Genomic DNA, 18,217 nt, shown 5'->3' on the forward strand with positions numbered 1-18,217 from the left:
AGTACTTGGGGGGCAGCCCCCTGGGAGGATAGGAAGTTGCCAATCTTTTTTTTATACCCAAAAATATTGGAGGACAAGTGATATGTCGAAGCAAAAAAAAGTTAAATTGATATATAATCCTATATCTGGTGGTGGGAAAATTTTAAAAGAGTTAGATAAAATTTTTGCAGTTTATCAAGAGTTTGGATATGTGGTAGATATATTTAGAATTTCAAAAGCTTGTAAAAGAGAGAGTATTTTAGAAGATGTAGAAAGTTATGATCATTTTTTAATTTCAGGTGGAGATGGAACAATAAATAGTTTTGTAAATATTTTAAAAAGAAATAATGTAGATATTCCAATTGCTGTATTACCTACAGGAACAGCAAATGATTTTGCTAATGTAATTGGAATGCCAAGAGATATAGAGAAAGCTTGTAGAAAAATTTTATCGAGTGAACCTAAAAGTATAGATTTAGGAAGAATCAATGAAAAATATTTTATAAATATTGTCAGTGTTGGAGTTTTTTCAACAATTTCTCAAACAACAGATAGAGGTATGATAAAAACAATAGGAAAATTAGCATATGTTTTAAATGGCATAAAAGAGATGACAAAAATTAAAAAGTTGAAAGTTATATTAGAAAGTGATGAATATACAGCTATAACAGATATAATATCAATTTTAATTTTTAATGGAAAAAGTGCAGGTAATTTTGAACTTGCATATAATGCTAAACTAGATGATGGATATTTTGATGTATTAGTTTTAAAGCCAGATTTTTTAGGTCACGTACCAGAAATAAGTGCTGCTTTAGCAACTAAAACACATCTTGAAAAAGAGATTCATTCTGTAAAATATTTTAAAACAAAATCATTAAAAATTGTAGGTGTTGAAAATTATTTAACAGATATAGATGGAGAAACAGGACCGAAACTGCCTGTAGAGATAGAGTGTATTCATAAAGGCTTAAAAGTTTTAGGAATAAGCTAAAAAAAAATTGAAAAGAGTACTAAAAAAATGGTAAAATATTAGAATGAAAATTAAAAAAGGGGATGTGAAATTGAAAGCATTTACAGAAATTCTAATATCATATTTTCAAGAACACAAATTTAACTTATCAAAAGATATATTTATAACAGATGTTCAAATGGATAGTAAAAAAGTAACAAAAGGATCATTGTTTATAGCTATAAATAATGGTAATAACTATGTGGGTGAAGCTTTAGAAAGAGGAGCAAAGATAGTTATTTGTGATAGAGATATAAAAGAACTAAATTTTTCGAATGTAATAAAAGTTGAAAACAGTATTGAAAGTTTGCAACATTTAGCTAAATTATATAGAAAGAAATTAAAATTAAAAGTTATTGCTATAACAGGAAGTGAAGGTAAAACAACAACAAAAGATTTGATTTTTGGAGTTTTATCGAAAACTTATAAAGTGAAAAAAACACTAGGTAATCACAATAATCATATAGGTCTTCCATATACAATTCTTCAGCTTAAAGAAGAGGATGAGATAGCGGTTTTAGAGATGGGAATGAGTGGTTTAGGAGAGATAGAGTTACTATCTCAAATAGCAGCACCAGACTATGCTGTAATAACGAATATAGGGGATTCCCACTTAGAGTTTTTAATAAATAGAGATAATGTTTTTAAAGCCAAAACAGAGCTTTTAAAATATGTTTCACCTGAAAGAACATTGTTGTATGGTGATGATCCTTATTTTAAAGCAGTAGATGGTATTAAAATAGGTTTTGAAAATCAAAATGACTATGTTATCAATAATGAAAAAGATTCTTATGAAGGACTTAGTTTTAATTTGAATGAAGATAGTTATTTCATTCCTTTAAATGGAGCTTATAATGCAATTAATGCCTCTTTCGGAATTGTTTTAGGAAAGATTCTTAATATAGACTATCTAGAGATAAAAGAGTCGTTAAAAGATATAGAGATAACTGGAATGAGATTCCAAAAGATTGTAAAGGATAAAACTTTATATATAAACGATGCATATAATGCGAGTCCAGTATCAATGAAGATGGCATTGAAAGCTTTTGCATCCTTACCATTAGAAAGAGATAAAGTTGTCGTACTAGCAGATGCACTTGAGCTAGGAGATAAAGAGATAGAGTACCATAAAGAGATTTTAACTGAAGCTTTGAAATATAAATTCTATAAAATCTTAGTGTATGGTGAAAGAATGAAAAAAGCTTCTAAAATATTAAATGATCCGAAAATAATATATTTTGATGACAAAATGAAGATAAAAGATTTTATTCAAAATATGGAGAATATAGGGGTTTTATTAAAAGGATCTAGAGGAATGAAGTTAGAAGAAATAATTATGTAATTAAAGGAGTAAGAGGGATGCTATATTTGTTGGCAGGGTATTTTCCAGTTTTAGAGGGGCTTAAATCAATATATTTAAGAAGTTTTTTAGGATTTATATTAGCATTTTTAGTTGTTTTAATAACAGGAAAACCGTTTATACAGTATTTAAAAGTTAAAAAATTTGGAGAATCAATAAGAGAAGAGGGGCCGGTAAGTCATTTCTCTAAAAAAGGAACTCCAACAATGGGTGGAATTTTAATAATATTCGGAACTTTATTAACATCACTTTTAATAGGAGATTTGTTTAATAAATTTTTGATTTTAATGTTTATTGTAACAATTTTATTTAGTAGTATAGGATTTATAGATGATTATAAAAAATTTACAGTAAATAAAAAAGGGTTATCTGGAAAGAAAAAATTAATGGGACAATGCTTTATAGCTATTGTAACATGGATTTTTATAAAAGAGTTTGGTTTGACAGGAAATAAAATTTTGGATTTATCAATAATAAATCCGATGATATCTAATAGTAATCTTTATTTAGGTGGAGGATTGATGTTGATATTTATAGCTTTAGTTTTAATGGGAACATCAAATGCTGTAAATATAACCGATGGATTAGATGGATTGGCAACAATGCCAGTAGTTATAGGAGCAACAATACTTGGAATAATAGCATATTTCACAGGTCATATAGAATTAAGTAGTCACCTTAATTTACACTATATAGCAGGAATAGGTGAGCTCTCAGTATTTCTATCAGCTTTGATAGGTGCCGGATTAGGATTTTTATGGTATAATTTCTATCCAGCTCAGATATTTATGGGAGATACAGGTTCTCTTACTTTAGGAGGAATACTAGGAGTAGTTGCAATTCTTTTAAAACAAGAACTATTATTACCTGTAATAGGTGGAGTGTTTGTTTTAGAAGCGGTATCGGTTATCCTTCAAGTTGGATCTTTTAAAATGAGAGGGAAAAGAGTCTTCAGAATGGCTCCAATACATCATCATTTTGAGTTAGCTGGATTACCAGAAACAAAGGTAACAATGAGATTTTGGATTGCTGCTTTATTTTTAGGAATGCTTGCTTTAGGAATAGTTAGATTAAGAGGAATACTATAATAAGGCCACAGTGAAAATCACTGTGGTTTTTGTCGTTTAAAAATAAGGAGGCTTTAGGATGGAGAAAGCTATAGTTTTTGGAGCTGGTGTAAGTGGAAAAGGCTCAAAAAGTACTTTAGAAAAAATGGGATATGAAGTGTATTTAGTAGATGATAAAATATCAATAACTTCAGAAAAAGGGATTGAAATCTTAGAGAATGAAAAGATAAGTCTTTTTATAAAAAGTCCAGGAGTTCCCTATACAGATTTAATAAAAAAAGCTCTTGAGTTAAATATAGAAGTGATAGATGATATTGAACTAGGTTATAGATATAAAATGAAAAATAAAATCTCTGGAAAAATAATAGCAATAACAGGAACAAATGGAAAAACAACAGTTACGTCTAAAATTTCAGAGCTTTTAGAAAAATCTGGATTTAAAAGTAAGGTTTGTGGAAATATAGGATACTCTTTTAGTGAGACGATAAGTGAAAATCCAGACTTAGATTTCTATGTTTTAGAAGCGAGCTCTTATCAATTGGAAAATATTAAAGAGTTTAAAGCTGATATAGCTTTAATTGTAAATCTAGCTCCAGATCATCTAGCTAGATATAGAGATTTAGATCACTATTATGACACAAAGTTTAATATAGGAAAAAATCAAAAGGAAAACGACTGTTTTATAGTAAATACTTTATGTCTGGAAAGTTTAAAAAGATTAGATAAAATTTCTGGGCATAAAAAGTTTGTAGGTTTGAATGAAACAGAATTTAAAGAGAGTGCCTATGTTAAAAATGGATATATATTCTATGAAAATGAAGAGATTCTAGAAGTTGAATTAGCTTCATTAAAAGGAAAACATAATTTAGAAAATATGTTGTTTATAGTTTGTGTAGGGAAAAAGTTAGGGATTTCAACAGAAACTATAAGAGATTTTTTATATTCAACAAAAACATTAGAACATAGAATGGAAAACTTTTTTAAGTATGGAAAAGTTGAATTTATAAATGATTCGAAAGGAACAAATATTGATTCAACAAAATTTGCAGTTGAAGCATTTCAAAATCCAATTCTAATATGTGGTGGATATGATAAAAAATTAGATTTAAGTCCTTTAGAAAACTTAATTAATAGTAGAGTAAAAGAGGTGTATTTGATCGGAGATATTTCAGATAAGCTTCAAGAGGGATTAAAAAAATTAGAGTATCCTGAAGAAAAAATATTTAATTTAAAAAATTTAGAAGATGTTTTAAAAAAATTGAAATCTAGATTGGATAAAGATAAAGAGAGTGTTGTATTGTTCTCACCTGCAACTTCAAGTTTTGATCAGTTTAAAAACTTTGAAGAGAGAGGAAAGATTTTCAAAGAGTTAACAAAAAGTTATTTTAGTTAGGAGAAATTTATGGCAAAAAAGATAATTATAACTACAGGTGGAACTGGCGGACATATCTATCCAGCTTTAGCTGTTGGAAAAAAACTTTTAGATAAAGGAATGGATGTTCTATTTGTAGGAAGTTCAACAAGAATGGAAAAAGATTTAGTTCCAGAAGAGGGATTTAAATTTTTAGGGATAGACATATATCCATTTCAAAATTTCAAAAAAATTCATTTAAATTTAAAAGCTTTTTTACAAGCTTTTAAAATTGTAAAAAAAGAAAATCCAGAGATTATAATAGGGTTTGGAAATTATATCTCAATTCCAGTTTTATTAGCAGGGCTAATTTTAGGAAAAAAAATATATTTACAAGAGCAAAATGTGGATTTAGGATTGGCAAATAAAATATTTTATAAAATTGCTAAAACATGTTTTTTAGCTTTTGATACAACGTATGAAGATATATCGGTAAAAGATCAACATAAGTTTTTAGTTACGGGAAATCCATTGAGAGAAGATATATATGCAATGGATAAAGAGTGTGAAAGAGAAAGACTAAAAATAGGAAAAGATGAGAAAGTATTACTTATAACTGGTGGAAGTTTAGGTGCAAAATCGTTAAACGAAGCAGTTATAAAAAACTTAAAAGATATATATAAAGATAAGAGTATCAGAATTTACTGGGCAACAGGAGATAAAAACTTTAATGAGATAAACGAAAAGCTAGAAGATCAACAAATAAAAGTTAGTGACATAATAAAGCCATATTTTAATAATATGATAAATATTATGGCAGCAGCAGATTTAGTAGTTTGTAGAGCAGGAGCACTGACTGTTTCTGAAATAATTCAATTGGAAAAACCTTCGATATTGATACCTTATAACTCAATAAAAGTTGGGCAATATCAAAATGCTAAGATTTTAGATGAAAACGAAGCGGCTCTTTTATATAGTGATAGCAAAGCTGATGAAGCTATTGAGAAAGCTTTAGAGCTTATAAAAAACGATGAAGAGTTAAATAAAATGAGTAGAAAAGCAAAAAATTTAAAGAAAAGTAATGCAGCAGAAAAAATCGTTGAATGCTTAGATATATGGAGGAGTTAGATGGAGAGAATATACTTTATTGGAATAAATGGAATTGGTATGAGTGGTTTAGCTAAGATAATGAAATTAAAAGGTTATGATGTTGTAGGAGCAGATCTTTCTAGAAACTATGTAACAGAAGAGCTAGAAAGTTTGGGGATAAAGGTATTTGGAGAGCATTTAGCAGAAAATGTAATAGGAGCAGATTTAGTTGTAGCTTCAAGTGCAATAAAATCTGAAAACTCAGAGATAAAGAAAGCTCTTGAATTAGGAATAAAGATAATAAAAAGAGGAGAACTTTTATCTATTTTAATGAATAAAGAAAAAGGAATAGCAGTAGCAGGAACTCACGGAAAAACAACTACAAGTTCTATGTTAGGTTCTTTACTTTTAGATATAGATCCAACAATTGTTGTGGGAGGGATTCTGCCAGAGATTGGATCAAATTCTAGATTTGGAAAGACAGATGTTTTTATAGCTGAAGCAGATGAGAGTGATAACTCATTTTTATATTTAACACCAGAAATTTCGATAATAACAAACATAGAAGCAGATCACTTAGAAAATCATGGATGTTTAGAAAATATAAAAAAATCATTTAGACAGTTTATGGATCAGACAAGTGGAGAGATTTTAGTTTGCGATGACTGTCCAGAAGCTTTAGAGCTAGCAAAAGATAGAAAAAATATAAAAACATATAGTATATATAAGAAAGAGTCGGATATAATAGCAACAGATATAAGAGTTGAAAATTTCAAAACGAAATTTAAAGTGTCAATTGAAGGAGATGAGTTTGGGGAGTTTGAGTTATCAATTCCAGGAAATCATAATATTCAAAATGCTTTACCAGTTATATATTTAGCTAAAAAATATGGAATTTCAAAAGAGAGAATAGCTCAAAAGTTATTAAACTTTAAAGGTGCTAAAAGAAGATATGATATACTTCATAGTGATAAGATAAGAATAATTGATGACTATGCACATCATCCAACAGAGATAAAAGCTACGATTCAAGGAGCTAAGACTATAGAGAAAAATAAAACAGTAGCAATATTCCAACCACATAGATACAGCCGTGTGAATTTCCTTTTAAATGAATTCAAGGGAAGTTTTGAAGGTGTTGATGAAGTGATACTTATGCCTGTATTTAGTGCTGGAGAGAAAAATGAGTTTGGAGTAACTTTAGAGAAACTAAAAGAAAAAATAGGTCATAAACATTGTACAATAGTAGAAAAGAATGAAGAGATTGAAAAGATTGTTGAAAGTGAAAGTGAATCAGCGACGTTTTTATTTATGGGAGCTGGAAATATATCGAGTTTAGCTCATACTATTGCAGAAAATATAGGGAGAATTAGATAATGAGATTACATAAAAATCATGTGATGAAAGAGCACTCTAATATGAAAATAGGTGGAGTTGCTAAAGAATATATAGAGATTGAAAATAAAGATGAATTAGTAGATATTTTAAAAACAAAGGAGAAAGTATTCATTTTAGGAAATGGAACAAATACTTTGATAAATGATGGTGTATTAGAGACAACATTTATCTCTCTTAAAGATATAGATTATATCGATGATAAAGGAGATGGAGTTGTTGAAGTTGGTGCTGGATTAGATTTTTCTGACTTAATAGATTATATGGGAGAGAAAAACTATTCTGGTTTAGAAAATTTAGCTGGAATACCAGGAACTGTTGGTGGATTGGTATTTATGAATGGTGGAGCTCACGGAACAGAGATATTTGATAAGATAATATCTGTAGAGATTGTAGATGAAAATAATGAGATAAGAAAAATATCTAAAGAAAATTTAAAGTTCTCTTATAGAATTACTGAAATAAAAGAGAAGAAATGGGTTGTAATTAGTGCTACATTTAAATTTGATATTGGATATTTATCAGAAGTTGTGGATAGATATAAAATAAAAAGAAGTGAAAATCATCCACTAAACGAACCAAATTTAGGAAGTACATTCAAAAATCCAGAGGGGCATTTTTCTGCAAGATTAATAATAGAATCAGGACTTCAAGGAGAGATTATAGGCGGAGCTCAAGTTTCAATGGTTCATCCTAATTTTATAGTAAATAAAGGGGAAGCTAAGTTTTCAGATATTTTAGATATAATCGAAAAAGTGAAGTGTGGAGTAAAAGAAAAGACAGGAATACAATTAGAAGAAGAGATAATAATTGTAAGAGACTAGGAGGAGTAGCATGAAAATAGCAGTTGTTATGGGCGGAATTACATCTGAGAGAGAGGTTTCTTTAAGAAGTGGAGCTGCAGTATTAAATAGCTTATTAAGACAGGGATATGACGCATATAAAATAGATTTAACTGAAGAAAATCTTGTGTCTGCATTTACAGATAATGAGTATGATTTAGTTTACTTAGCACTTCATGGAGAATATGGAGAAGACGGAAGAGTTCAGGCTATTTTAGATATGTTAGGAAAAAAATACACGGGTTCTGGAGTTACAGGGAGTGCTGTAGCAATGAATAAAATTTTAACAAAAATAATTGCTAAAGATTTAGGAATCAGAATGGCAAAAACTTATTATACAGTAGACGAAGTAGATAGTTATCCGGTAGTAATAAAACCAGCTAAAGAGGGGTCGAGTGTTGGATTATATATCTGTAACACAAAAGAAGAGGCGATAGAAGCTTTTGAACTTTTAAAAGATAAAGAACCTCTAATAGAGGAGTTTATAAAAGGTGATGAGTTAACAGCTGGAGTTTTAAACGGTGAAAAATTGGGAGTTGTAAGAATAAAACCAAAATCAGGGTTATATGATTATGAATCAAAATACACAGTTGGTAAAACAGAGTATGAGTGTCCTGCTCAAATAGATGATAAAGCTTATGAGGAGGCAGTTGAAGCAGCAAGAATAATTCATGAAAAGTTAGGGTTAAAAGGAATTACAAGAAGTGATTTTATACTAAAAGATGGGAAAACATACTTCTTAGAAGTTAATACATGTCCTGGAATGACAGAAACAAGTTTAGCTCCAAAGTTAGCATCATTAAAGGGTTATACTTTTGATGATTTGACAAGGATTATTGTTGAAAGCTGTTAACTATAAAATATAAGAAATAACAGGGAGAGATTCTTGAAAAAAATACTTAAAATTGCTATAATATTGGCACTAACTTTCATTATAATTCAAATAGAAAAAGATTTTAAAAATAGAGAATTTTTTAATATTTCAAAAGTTCAAATTAGTGAAGTTTCAGAAAACTTAGAGTCAGATTTAGAGAAAATAAAAAATGAAATTTTAGGAAAAAACATTAATGATTTAAATTTAGATGGATTACAAACAAAACTGCTAAAAGATGTACGAGTTAAAAAAGTAAGTATATCTAAACAGAATCTGAATGAAATAATGATAGATGTTGTTGAAAAAGAGAGCAGTTATTATGTTCAGCACAAATCTAAGATATATACGATGGATGAAGATGGAACAATTTTTGGAAGACTAGATGAATATCCTAAAAAAAGTATGCCAATTCTTATGATTAAAGAAAGTTCTGAAAAAGAAAACCTTTTGCAAATAATGCAAAAATTAAAACAACTAGATTTAAAAGATGAGGTTTCCCAGATTTATGTTGAAGATAAAAATCTGATGTATGTAGTTTTAAGAGATGGAGCTAGAATAAAAACTGGAGTAGATGTATCTAAAAAAAAATATGAAATAATGATGAATCTATATAAAAATATCGTAGAAACAAGAGAGAAAGAGATAGATTATATAGATATAAGATTTAACGATATAGTAGTAAAAGAGAAGGAGGGGAAAGGTGCAAGATAATATTACAAAGTTAGCTTTAGATGTAGGAAATGGAAAAATAAAGTTTATTTTAGGAGAGTTAAGTACAGAAGGATTAAAGTTAAGAGTATTAGATTATTTAGAGGTGCCTAGCGAGGGAATAAAGAGATCTGTTGTAGAAGATTCAGAACTATTAACTGCTAGTATAGTTAAAGGATTAAAAGAGCTAAAGGACAGAAATGGAAGAGAGTTTGAAACAGTTTCTTTAGGAATTAGCAGTGATAGAATTATATCAAGAACAGATCATGGATGTATTGAGTTTGATGAGAAAGAGATTACAGCTCAAGATATGAACAACTTGGTGGAGTTAGTAAAAAACAATATACTGAAAGATGATGATATTGTTATAGAGCAAGAGGCATACAATGTTAGAGTAAACAGCTCAGGTATATTAAAAAGTCCAATAGGACAAGTTGGGAAAAGTATTCAAGGAGATGTTCACTTAATAACGATAAAAGAAGAGGCTTTAGACCCTTTAGTAGAAGCTGTCAATAAAGCGGGATTAGAAATAGAAGATATATTTTTAAACGCATCAGCTTCAGCAAAATCAACATTAGAGCAAGAGGATAGACAAATGGGAGTTGCTTTAATTGATATAGGAGAGGGAGTAACGGATATAGCAATCTATAAGAATGATAAAATTATTTATACGAAATCATTATCAATAGGTGGAATGCATTTTGTAAATGATTTAAGTTATCTTCTTAAAATTCCTAAAAAAGAAGCTAAGGAGATTCTCGAAAGGCTAAGAGAAAAGCAATCGTTTGATGATGTAATAAGAACGTATAATGGTGAATATAAATTAGCTGAAGTAAAAGAGATAATAGATGCTAGAACTGGAGATTTAATAAACTTTATTTCAAAGACAATTGAGGAGTCTGGATTTAATGGGTATTTAGGAAAAGGATTAGCGTTTACAGGTGGGGCAGTTTCAATAGATGAGATATTTAGTAAAGTTGGAAATAAAATGGAGTGTGCTGTTAGAAAAGTAAATCCATTCCCACTTAGAGGACTGGAGAAAGTAAATCCATCTATGTCAACAGCTATAGGAATTTTGTTAACAAAATTAGAGGCAGAATTTAAAAAGAGGAATGAAACAATAATTGAAACCTTAGAAAAAGAGATTGTGGTAGAGGAAAAGATAGAAGAGACTTCAGCAGAGCTTCCAATAAATGAAACAGTCTTTAGACAAGAGGATTTTGAGGAAGATTTCGAAGAGGAAGTAGCAACAGATGGTGCTTTAAATAAAATTAAAAAATGGATTTCTAACTTTATATAATAAGGAGTTGTATGAATATGTTTAATAACGAATGTGAAGTAAAGATAAAAGTAATTGGAGCTGGAGGAGCTGGAGGAAATGCCTTAAATGATATGATTGCAGCTGGAGTAACTGGTGTAGAATATATCGCGGCAAATACAGATGCTCAAGATTTAAATAACTCTTTAGCAGATATAAGAGTTCAATTGGGAGAAAAATTAACAAGAGGTCTAGGAGCTGGAGCAGATCCTGAAGTAGGAAAGCAAGCAGCAGAAGAGGATGTAGAAAAGTTAAGAAACTTATTAGAAGAAACAGATATGTTATTTATAACAGCAGGAATGGGTGGAGGAACAGGAACAGGTTCAGCACCAGTTATTGCTAAAATAGCAAAAGAGATGGGTGTTTTAACTATAGGTATAGTTACAAGACCGTTCTCTTTCGAAGGAAGAAAAAGAAAAACTAATGCTGATTTAGGTTTATCAAACTTAGAGAAACATGTAGATTCATTAGTTATTATTCCTAATGATAAACTATTTGAATTACCAGAAAAAACAATAACTTTACAAAACGCTTTTAAAGAAGCAAATAATATCTTAAAGATAGGAATAAAAGGTATTGCTGATTTAATGATAGGTAGAGGTCTTATAAACTTAGACTTTGCAGATATTAAAGCTACTATGCAAAATTCAGGGGTAGCAGTATTAGGATTTGGAGAGGGAGAGGGAGAAAATAGAGTTGCTAAAGCTACTGAAAAAGCTTTATCATCACCTCTTTTAGAAAAGTCAATTATGGGAGCAAGCAAAGTTTTAATCAACATTGCAGGATCATCAAACTTAGGACTTATGGAAGCCCAAGCTATTGCTAACATAGTGAAAGAAGCAGCAGGAAAAACAGCGGAAGATATTATGTTTGGTATTACTGCAGATGAAACTTATGGAGATAAAATTCAAGTTACAATCATTGCTAATAGTTTTGGTGATGAGCAAGAAAAAACAGAATCATTTATAAATGTAGAAAAAAAAGCAGAAACACCAAAGGTAGAAGAAACTGCCGAGGTTAGAGATGAGCTAGATCTTCCACCTTGGATAAGAGCTAGTAGATAATATTAATAGTCATAAAAAAAGCTTGTAAAACTTTAAAAGTTATGATACTATTAATAATACCCTGCTCAGAATCAATACGTATTTTGGGCTAAAACCATAGGGAGGAGGTAATAACATGAAAAAGTATGAATTAATGTTCATCATCAATCCAACTATATTAGAGGAAGGAAGAGAAACTGTAATAGCTAAAGTTAACAACATCTTAACTGCTGCTGGAGCAACTGTTCTTAAGTCTGATAAGTGGGGAGAGAGAAAGCTTGCTTATCCAATCGATAAGAAGAAAACAGGATTCTACGTACTAACTACTTTAGAGATGGACGGTACTAAGTTAACTGAGGTTGAGTCAAAGCTTAACATAACTGAAGAAGTTATGAGATACATGGTAGTTAAGAACGACTAATCAAACTAAAGAAAACGTTTATTCTCAAATAAGGAGGTTATTAGAATGGCAGAATTCAGAAGAAGAAGAGCTAAATTAAGAGTTAAAGCTGAAGAAATCGATTACAAAAATGTTGATTTATTAAAGAGATTCGTATCTGATAAAGGTAGAATCAATCCTTCTAGAGTAACTGGAGCTAACGCTAAGTTACAAAGAAAGATAGCTAAGGCTGTTAAGAGAGCTAGAAACATCGCTCTTATTCCATACACAAGAGTAGAGAAGTAAAAATAATGAGACTGAAGTTATCTTCAGTCTCTTTTTCTTTTTTGTAACTCATTTACTGAGTAGTCATAATTGTTTTGTTAGTCAAAAAATAAAAAAAAGACAGGCTTTTTTGTTTAAAGCTGTCTTTTTTTATAAGCATTATTTGCTTAATATTTTTCTAAGTCTAGCACTTAGAGTATTAGCATTTGCTTTAAGGATTTGCATAACTTCAACTTCGTTAGCAGCCTTTAAAGATTTTAAAGTTTTAGTACAAACTTTAACTTTAACAGCAACACCGTTGATAACAACTTTAGTTGTTTGTAAGTTAGGTCTCCAAATTCTTCCTGTTACTCTGTGCGAGTGAGAAATTTGATTTCCGAAAGTAATTCCTTTTCCAGTAATTTCACATCTTTGCATTCTATTACACCTCTCTTTCGTTATAAACATGCAAATAATTATACCATTATCGAAACAAAATATCAAGGTATTTTTTAAATTATTTGGAATAGTTTATAAAAAGTAGTAAATATGCTATAATAACTAGGTAAAATATATATAGAAAAGGTGATATGAAGATGAATAATCATAGCTATAAAGTATTAGAATTTAATAAACTAAGAGAAGAACTGTCTCAATATGTAACTGTTGAAGAAAATCAAGAAAGAATTTTAGAGTTAGAACCATTTAAAGATATGAACTCTTTAAAAAAAGAACTAGAAATAGTTAACGATTTTATGGATTTTTTAAAGTTTGATGGTGGATTTGAACCAGCTGGTATGAAAGATGTTAGCAATATAACTAGAAAATCTCAATTAGTAGGAATGTACTTAGAACCAGATGATCTTTGGTCTTTAAACATAAATTTAAGAATTTTTAGAATATTTAAGGGTAGATTAGAAACCTTAGAGAAATACAAAAGTCTTAGAGGGAAATTTATATCGGTTCCAACTTTAAAGAATTTTGAAGATCTTATCAATAAAGCTATCGATCCAGAAAGAAATATAAAAGATGATGCTTCACTTGATTTAAGAGAATTAAGATTCCAGAAGAAGAATACGGTAACTAATATCAAAAGAAAATTTGAAGAGTTATTTACAAATCCAAGTTTTGCAAAAGCTATTCAAGAGAAGATTATAACAACAAGAGATGGAAGAAGCGTAATACCTGTTAAAACTGATTTTAAAGGGCTTGTTAAAGGTATTGAGCACGATAGATCATCTAGTGGATCAACTGTCTTTATAGAGCCTATATCGATTGTATCGTTAAATAATAAAATGAGAGAGTTAGAAGTTAGAGAGAGAGAAGAGATTAGAAAAATTCTTTTAAGACTGACAGATCAAGTGAGATTAAATAGTTCAGTTATAAATGAAATAGGAAATGCAATGATGTATTTAGATATATTAAATGCAAAATCTCAATATGGAGTAGAAAAAAAATGTAATATTCCAGATATAAACAATAAAGAGATGGTTTCTTTAGTGAATGCAAGACATCCATTTATCAACTCAAATGTAGTTGTACCTTTAACATTTGAAATTGGAAGAGAGTACAACACTCTTTTAATAACAGGACCAAATACAGGTGGAAAAACTGTTGCTTTAAAAACAGCAGGACTACTGACTTTAATGACTTTAGCAGGAGTTCCAATTCCTGCAGATGAAAAGACAAGTATAGGTTTCTTTGGAGGAGTTTATGCAGATATAGGGGATGAGCAAAGTATTGAGCAATCGTTGTCATCATTCTCAGCTCATTTAAAAAATATTCAAGAGATATTAAACTCTGTGACAAAAGCTTCATTAGTTTTACTAGATGAGTTAGGATCAGGAACAGATCCGATGGAAGGATCAGCTTTTGCAATGGCTGTAATAGACTATTTAAAAGATAAAAAATGTAAATCTATGATAACAACTCACTATAGTGAGGTTAAAGCTTATGGATACAATGAGATTGATATAGAAACAGCTTCAATGGAGTTCAATGTTGAAACTTTATCACCAACTTATAAATTATTAATAGGTGTTCCTGGAGAAAGTAATGCACTTACTATTGCAAGAAGACTAGGAGTATCTGAAGTTATAATTGAGAAGGCAAAGAGTTATATCAGTGATGAGGATAAAAAAGTAGAAAAGATGATTTCGAATATTAAAGATAAATCATTAGAGTTAGAATCGAAGCAGATAGAGGTAGAGGCTTTAAAAGCTCAAGCTCAAAAAGATAAAGAGGAATATGAGGAAAAATTAAGAGTCTTAGAAAAAGAAAAAAATCAAATTCTAAAAGAAGCTTATGAAAAAGCGGAAGCGATGATGAGAGATATGCAGAATAAAGCTGCTGCTTTAGTAAGTAAGATTCAAAAGGAAGATAAAACAAAAGAGGATATGAAAGAGGTTCAAAAGAAATTAAATATGCTTAGAACATCTTTACAAGAGGAAAAAACTGAAAATGTTGAAGTTAAACCAAAAGTTGCAAGAAAAATAGATTATAAAGTTGGAGAGAGAGTCTTCGTAAATAGTTTAAACCAATATGCAGTTGTAAACAAAATCAATTTAAATAAGGAAACTTTAAATATCCAAGCAGGTATTTTAAAATTAGAAGTATCTATGGATGATGTAAAAACTGTTGTTGAACCGAAAAAGAAAGAGTATAGACCAATAAACGCTCATACAAAAACTAAGGTTAAAAATGAAGTGGATTTAAGAGGTAAACTTGTTGATGAGGGAATTTATGAGTTAGAAACTTATATGGATAGAGCTTTAATGAATGGATATACAGAGATATATGTAATTCATGGAAAAGGAACAGGAGCTTTAAGAAATGGAATTATGGAGTTCTTAAAAACATCGAGATACGTTAAAAACTTCAGAGCTGGAGGACATAACGAGGGAGGAATAGGATGTACAGTGGTGACTCTAAAATAACTTTAATTCTTGCAGCTGCAGGAGTTGGAAAAAGGATGAATCTGGGTTATCCAAAACAATTTTTAGAGGTAGATGGTAAACCACTTTTCGTTTTAGCTTTAGAGGTTGCTCAAAAAAGCGATCTTATAAAAGATATAGTAGTTGTTACAGCTGAGGAATCAGTAAAGTTTGTAACTGAAGTTTGTGAAAGATACAAAGTTTCAAAAATTAAAAAAGTTATTTCAGGCGGAGAAGAAAGACAATATTCTATAGAAAATGCGTTGGAATATTGTGAAGATAATAGTATAATAGCTGTACAGGATGGTGTGAGACCGTTTCTGAAAGAAAGATATTTTTCTGAGAGCCTTCAAATGTTAAATGAAAACAGCAATTTAGCAGGAGTAGTTGTGGGAGTACCACTAAAAGATACTATAAAAAGAGTTGATAAAAGTGGTACAGTTATAGAAACTCCTAGGAGAGAGGAGTATATAGCTGTTCATACACCGCAAGTTTTCAGAGCTACAATATTGAAAGAGGCTTATAGAAAAGCTAGAGAGGATGAGTTCTTAGGAACGGATGATTCCTCTTTAGTAGAGAGAATAGGCGTAGAGATAAAAGTTGTTGTGGGAGATTATGACAATATAAAAATTACAACTATAGAAGATTTAAAATTTCTTTAAATGATAAGGAGAGATAGATGAACATATTTTTAGCTCAAACAAAGCCAATGTTGGGAAACACAGAGAAAAATTTAGGTAAAATGGTAGAGGTAATTCAAAAGGAGATAGATAAAGGAACAGAGATAGTTGTATTTCCAGAGTTATCTTTAACGGGATATTTACTAGAAGAGATGGTGTACGATGTAGCCATTGAAAAAGTACCAGAAATATTAATGGAACTTTCTAAAAAAATATCTATAATATTTGGAGCCGTTGAATTAGGTGAAGATTTATATCACTATAATACAGCATTTTACTTAGAAGATGGAGAGGTAAAGCATAAGCATAGAAAGGTTTATCTACCAACTTACGGTCTTTTTGATGAGGGAAGATATTTTAAAGATGGAGATACTATAAGAGCTTTCGATACGAAGTTTGGAAGAGTAGGAATGTTGATTTGTGAAGATGTATTCCATCAAAGTAGCTCATATGTGTTAGGACAAGATGGAGCACATACAATCTTTGTTATAACTAACAGTCCAACAAGATTTACAAATAAAGGCTTAGAAATTGGAGAGCTATGGGAATCGATTTGTAAAACTACATCTGTAAGCAATACGTGTTTTACAGTTATGGTAAATAGAGTGGGAGTAGAGGATGGAGTTAGCTTCTGGGGAGGAAGTTTAGCTGTAAGTCCATCAGGTGACACAATAAAAAGATTGGAATATTTTAATGAGGATGGAGCTAATATATCAATAAATAAAAGAGAAGTAGCAAAAGTTAGATTTGCATCGGGATCGAGTAAAAATGAAAAGATAGATTTAGTACTAAATGAGTTAAGAAGAATAAAAAAAAGTAGATAAATTTATTGAAAAAAGGAGTACCGATGAATAAAACTTTAAAGGTAGTGTTAAGTGTTTTTTGTGGACTATCTATTTTAGCTGGAGTTTTTTATGCTACAAAAGAAAATCCAAGAGTTTATCTAAGCGATAGAATAAATTTAGCTTATGTTAACGAAGACATAAACCATAAAAATTTCGAGAATGTTATAGAGCTTTTAAATAAAGCTGATTTTAATGTTGATACCAACATGAAACAGGGATTAAAATATGTAAAGGGTCTTTATATATTGTCAGATAGTAGTTTTATATCAGATAAAAAAACAGCTGTTGGAATAGTTGATTTTGGATATTTATATCCACTAATGAAATTTAGAGTGGAAACATATTTTGATAAAGTGAATGATATGTATCTCTTGAAAGAGGAGTATAAGAAAAAATATTTTAATGGAGAGAGACTTTATTTAAAAATAGAAAAAGGAAATTTCTTAGTTGCAACAAGAGAAAAAGATATAGAAAAAGCAGTCAAAAGTGAGAGATATTTTAATCAAAATTTAATTAAAATTTTAGATAGAGAAAATAGTAATAACTTAGGTATGTTAATTTTAAATCTTGGAAAAAATCCACTGGGAGGATTTGATGAACTTGTTTTAACTGGAGATGTAAATTTAAAAAATCAAGCTATATTAACAGCAAATATCGGTGGTAAAAACGATATAATAAAAAGTTTTAATGGTATTGAAAAGGATAATTTATCTGGAAGTAGAGTTCTTGAAAAAAATAGATTATATCTAAGAAGTTCTAGAGATGCTGAGTTAAGGTCGTTTTTATTCTTTTTAAACTATTTCTTTAGAAATAGCTTTATAGATGGCATAGCTTCAAGAGTAAATATAAATACTCCTAAAGATGATGAAAGATTAGAAAAATTACCAAAGGAAAATCTTGTAACTGTAGATGTAGCTCAAAAACAATTTATTTATAGTCATTTAGATATAGAGATAAAGAATAAAAATATTGGTCACATTGAGTTAAAAGGAGTAGCAACAGATAATAGATTAGAGATTACAACAACCTTAGATGAAGAGATAACATTAAATCTATTAAAGGCGATTAAATAGGAGGT

At 29.7% G+C, this 18,217-nt stretch carries 18 protein-coding genes; 17 read left to right on the forward strand and 1 reads right to left on the reverse strand.

Going from position 1 to position 18,217, the window contains the following annotated elements; all coding sequences use genetic code 11:
• Positions 1–82 precede the first annotated feature (82 nt).
• From Q0O83_RS01935 to rpsR, 13 genes are all read left to right on the forward strand, one after another.
• Positions 83–973: a YegS/Rv2252/BmrU family lipid kinase gene (locus Q0O83_RS01935; RefSeq protein ID WP_294093647.1), complete on the forward strand. Its 891-nt coding sequence runs from the start codon at positions 83–85 to the stop codon at positions 971–973.
• A gap of 43 nt (positions 974–1,016) precedes the next feature.
• A complete protein-coding gene (gene murF, locus Q0O83_RS01940) occupies positions 1,017–2,333 on the forward strand; it encodes a UDP-N-acetylmuramoyl-tripeptide--D-alanyl-D-alanine ligase (protein WP_294093648.1) in 1,317 nt (438 codons plus the stop codon).
• 17 nt (positions 2,334–2,350) lie between these two features.
• Entirely contained in the window at positions 2,351–3,439 is a 1,089-nt protein-coding gene (gene mraY, locus Q0O83_RS01945; protein ID WP_294093650.1) for a phospho-N-acetylmuramoyl-pentapeptide-transferase, read from the forward strand.
• Positions 3,440–3,497: 58 nt separating this feature from the next.
• The gene (gene murD, locus Q0O83_RS01950; RefSeq protein WP_294093652.1) at positions 3,498–4,811 is read left to right on the forward strand and encodes a UDP-N-acetylmuramoyl-L-alanine--D-glutamate ligase; all 1,314 of its coding nucleotides are present in this window, start codon (positions 3,498–3,500) and stop codon (positions 4,809–4,811) included.
• Positions 4,812–4,820: 9 nt separating this feature from the next.
• Complete coding sequence (murG, locus tag Q0O83_RS01955) at positions 4,821–5,897, forward strand: undecaprenyldiphospho-muramoylpentapeptide beta-N-acetylglucosaminyltransferase (protein WP_294093654.1); 1,077 nt, start codon at positions 4,821–4,823, stop codon at positions 5,895–5,897.
• Positions 5,898–7,235 (forward strand): UDP-N-acetylmuramate--L-alanine ligase, encoded by a 1,338-nt coding sequence (gene murC, locus Q0O83_RS01960; protein WP_294093656.1) that lies wholly within the window; start codon positions 5,898–5,900, stop codon positions 7,233–7,235.
• On the forward strand, positions 7,235–8,077 hold the full coding sequence (gene murB, locus Q0O83_RS01965; protein WP_294093658.1) for a UDP-N-acetylmuramate dehydrogenase: 843 nt from the start codon (positions 7,235–7,237) through the stop codon (positions 8,075–8,077). Before murC ends, murB begins: the two co-directional genes overlap by 1 nt.
• 10 nt (positions 8,078–8,087) lie before the next feature.
• Entirely contained in the window at positions 8,088–8,948 is an 861-nt protein-coding gene (locus Q0O83_RS01970; RefSeq protein ID WP_294093660.1) for a D-alanine--D-alanine ligase, read from the forward strand.
• A gap of 33 nt (positions 8,949–8,981) precedes the next feature.
• The gene (locus Q0O83_RS01975; protein ID WP_294093662.1) at positions 8,982–9,680 is read left to right on the forward strand and encodes a cell division protein FtsQ/DivIB; all 699 of its coding nucleotides are present in this window, start codon (positions 8,982–8,984) and stop codon (positions 9,678–9,680) included.
• On the forward strand, positions 9,670–10,977 hold the full coding sequence (gene ftsA, locus Q0O83_RS01980; RefSeq protein ID WP_294093664.1) for a cell division protein FtsA: 1,308 nt from the start codon (positions 9,670–9,672) through the stop codon (positions 10,975–10,977). The genes Q0O83_RS01975 and ftsA overlap by 11 nt, the downstream gene beginning before the upstream one ends.
• Before the next feature lie 17 nt (positions 10,978–10,994).
• Positions 10,995–12,059 carry a cell division protein FtsZ gene (gene ftsZ / locus Q0O83_RS01985; protein ID WP_294093666.1) on the forward strand — a complete coding sequence of 355 codons (1,065 nt, stop codon included), beginning with the start codon at positions 10,995–10,997 and terminating at the stop codon, positions 12,057–12,059.
• Between the two features lie 115 nt (positions 12,060–12,174).
• Positions 12,175–12,459: a 30S ribosomal protein S6 gene (rpsF, locus tag Q0O83_RS01990; RefSeq protein WP_294093669.1), complete on the forward strand. Its 285-nt coding sequence runs from the start codon at positions 12,175–12,177 to the stop codon at positions 12,457–12,459.
• Between the two features lie 45 nt (positions 12,460–12,504).
• On the forward strand, positions 12,505–12,723 hold the full coding sequence (gene rpsR, locus Q0O83_RS01995) for a 30S ribosomal protein S18 (RefSeq protein WP_023051045.1): 219 nt from the start codon (positions 12,505–12,507) through the stop codon (positions 12,721–12,723).
• A 138-nt stretch (positions 12,724–12,861) separates the two neighbouring features.
• Here rpsR and rpmB read toward each other — a convergent pair whose 3' ends face one another.
• Positions 12,862–13,119 carry a 50S ribosomal protein L28 gene (gene rpmB / locus Q0O83_RS02000; RefSeq protein ID WP_294093671.1) on the reverse strand — a complete coding sequence of 86 codons (258 nt, stop codon included), beginning with the start codon at positions 13,117–13,119 and terminating at the stop codon, positions 12,862–12,864.
• Positions 13,120–13,277: 158 nt separating this feature from the next.
• Between rpmB and Q0O83_RS02005 the strand changes: the two genes are divergently transcribed.
• The 4 genes from Q0O83_RS02005 to Q0O83_RS02020 are packed head-to-tail and all read left to right on the forward strand — an operon-like array spanning position 13,278 to position 18,212.
• Positions 13,278–15,617: an endonuclease MutS2 gene (locus Q0O83_RS02005; protein WP_294093673.1), complete on the forward strand. Its 2,340-nt coding sequence runs from the start codon at positions 13,278–13,280 to the stop codon at positions 15,615–15,617.
• A complete protein-coding gene (gene ispD / locus Q0O83_RS02010) occupies positions 15,593–16,276 on the forward strand; it encodes a 2-C-methyl-D-erythritol 4-phosphate cytidylyltransferase (protein ID WP_294093675.1) in 684 nt (227 codons plus the stop codon). Before Q0O83_RS02005 ends, ispD begins: the two co-directional genes overlap by 25 nt.
• Before the next feature lie 17 nt (positions 16,277–16,293).
• Positions 16,294–17,118 carry a nitrilase-related carbon-nitrogen hydrolase gene (locus tag Q0O83_RS02015; RefSeq protein ID WP_294093677.1) on the forward strand — a complete coding sequence of 275 codons (825 nt, stop codon included), beginning with the start codon at positions 16,294–16,296 and terminating at the stop codon, positions 17,116–17,118.
• Positions 17,119–17,141: 23 nt separating this feature from the next.
• Positions 17,142–18,212 carry a hypothetical protein gene (locus tag Q0O83_RS02020; protein ID WP_294093679.1) on the forward strand — a complete coding sequence of 357 codons (1,071 nt, stop codon included), beginning with the start codon at positions 17,142–17,144 and terminating at the stop codon, positions 18,210–18,212.
• The last annotated feature ends 5 nt before the right edge of the window (positions 18,213–18,217 follow it).

Origin of the sequence: uncultured Cetobacterium sp., from assembly GCF_945952365.1 — a bacterium.
In the GTDB taxonomy this organism is placed as follows: Bacteria; Fusobacteriota; Fusobacteriia; order Fusobacteriales; family Fusobacteriaceae; genus Cetobacterium_A.

Excerpts from the sequence above, each read along its gene's own strand:
- rpmB (WP_294093671.1), bottom strand. The coding sequence starts at position 13,119 with ATGCAAAGATGTGAAATTACTGGAAAAGGAATTACTTTCGGAAATCAA.
- rpsF (WP_294093669.1), top strand. The coding sequence starts at position 12,175 with ATGAAAAAGTATGAATTAATGTTCATCATCAATCCAACTATATTAGAG.
- ispD (WP_294093675.1), top strand. The coding sequence starts at position 15,593 with ATGTACAGTGGTGACTCTAAAATAACTTTAATTCTTGCAGCTGCAGGA.
- Q0O83_RS02015 (WP_294093677.1), top strand. The coding sequence starts at position 16,294 with ATGAACATATTTTTAGCTCAAACAAAGCCAATGTTGGGAAACACAGAG.
- mraY (WP_294093650.1), top strand. The coding sequence starts at position 2,351 with ATGCTATATTTGTTGGCAGGGTATTTTCCAGTTTTAGAGGGGCTTAAA.
- Q0O83_RS01970 (WP_294093660.1), top strand. The coding sequence starts at position 8,088 with ATGAAAATAGCAGTTGTTATGGGCGGAATTACATCTGAGAGAGAGGTT.
- rpsR (WP_023051045.1), top strand. The coding sequence starts at position 12,505 with ATGGCAGAATTCAGAAGAAGAAGAGCTAAATTAAGAGTTAAAGCTGAA.
- murF (WP_294093648.1), top strand. The coding sequence starts at position 1,017 with ATGAAAATTAAAAAAGGGGATGTGAAATTGAAAGCATTTACAGAAATT.
- murG (WP_294093654.1), top strand. The coding sequence starts at position 4,821 with ATGGCAAAAAAGATAATTATAACTACAGGTGGAACTGGCGGACATATC.
- murD (WP_294093652.1), top strand. The coding sequence starts at position 3,498 with ATGGAGAAAGCTATAGTTTTTGGAGCTGGTGTAAGTGGAAAAGGCTCA.
- Q0O83_RS01935 (WP_294093647.1), top strand. The coding sequence starts at position 83 with ATGTCGAAGCAAAAAAAAGTTAAATTGATATATAATCCTATATCTGGT.
- Q0O83_RS02020 (WP_294093679.1), top strand. The coding sequence starts at position 17,142 with ATGAATAAAACTTTAAAGGTAGTGTTAAGTGTTTTTTGTGGACTATCT.
- murC (WP_294093656.1), top strand. The coding sequence starts at position 5,898 with ATGGAGAGAATATACTTTATTGGAATAAATGGAATTGGTATGAGTGGT.
- Q0O83_RS02005 (WP_294093673.1), top strand. The coding sequence starts at position 13,278 with ATGAATAATCATAGCTATAAAGTATTAGAATTTAATAAACTAAGAGAA.
- ftsZ (WP_294093666.1), top strand. The coding sequence starts at position 10,995 with ATGTTTAATAACGAATGTGAAGTAAAGATAAAAGTAATTGGAGCTGGA.
- murB (WP_294093658.1), top strand. The coding sequence starts at position 7,235 with ATGAGATTACATAAAAATCATGTGATGAAAGAGCACTCTAATATGAAA.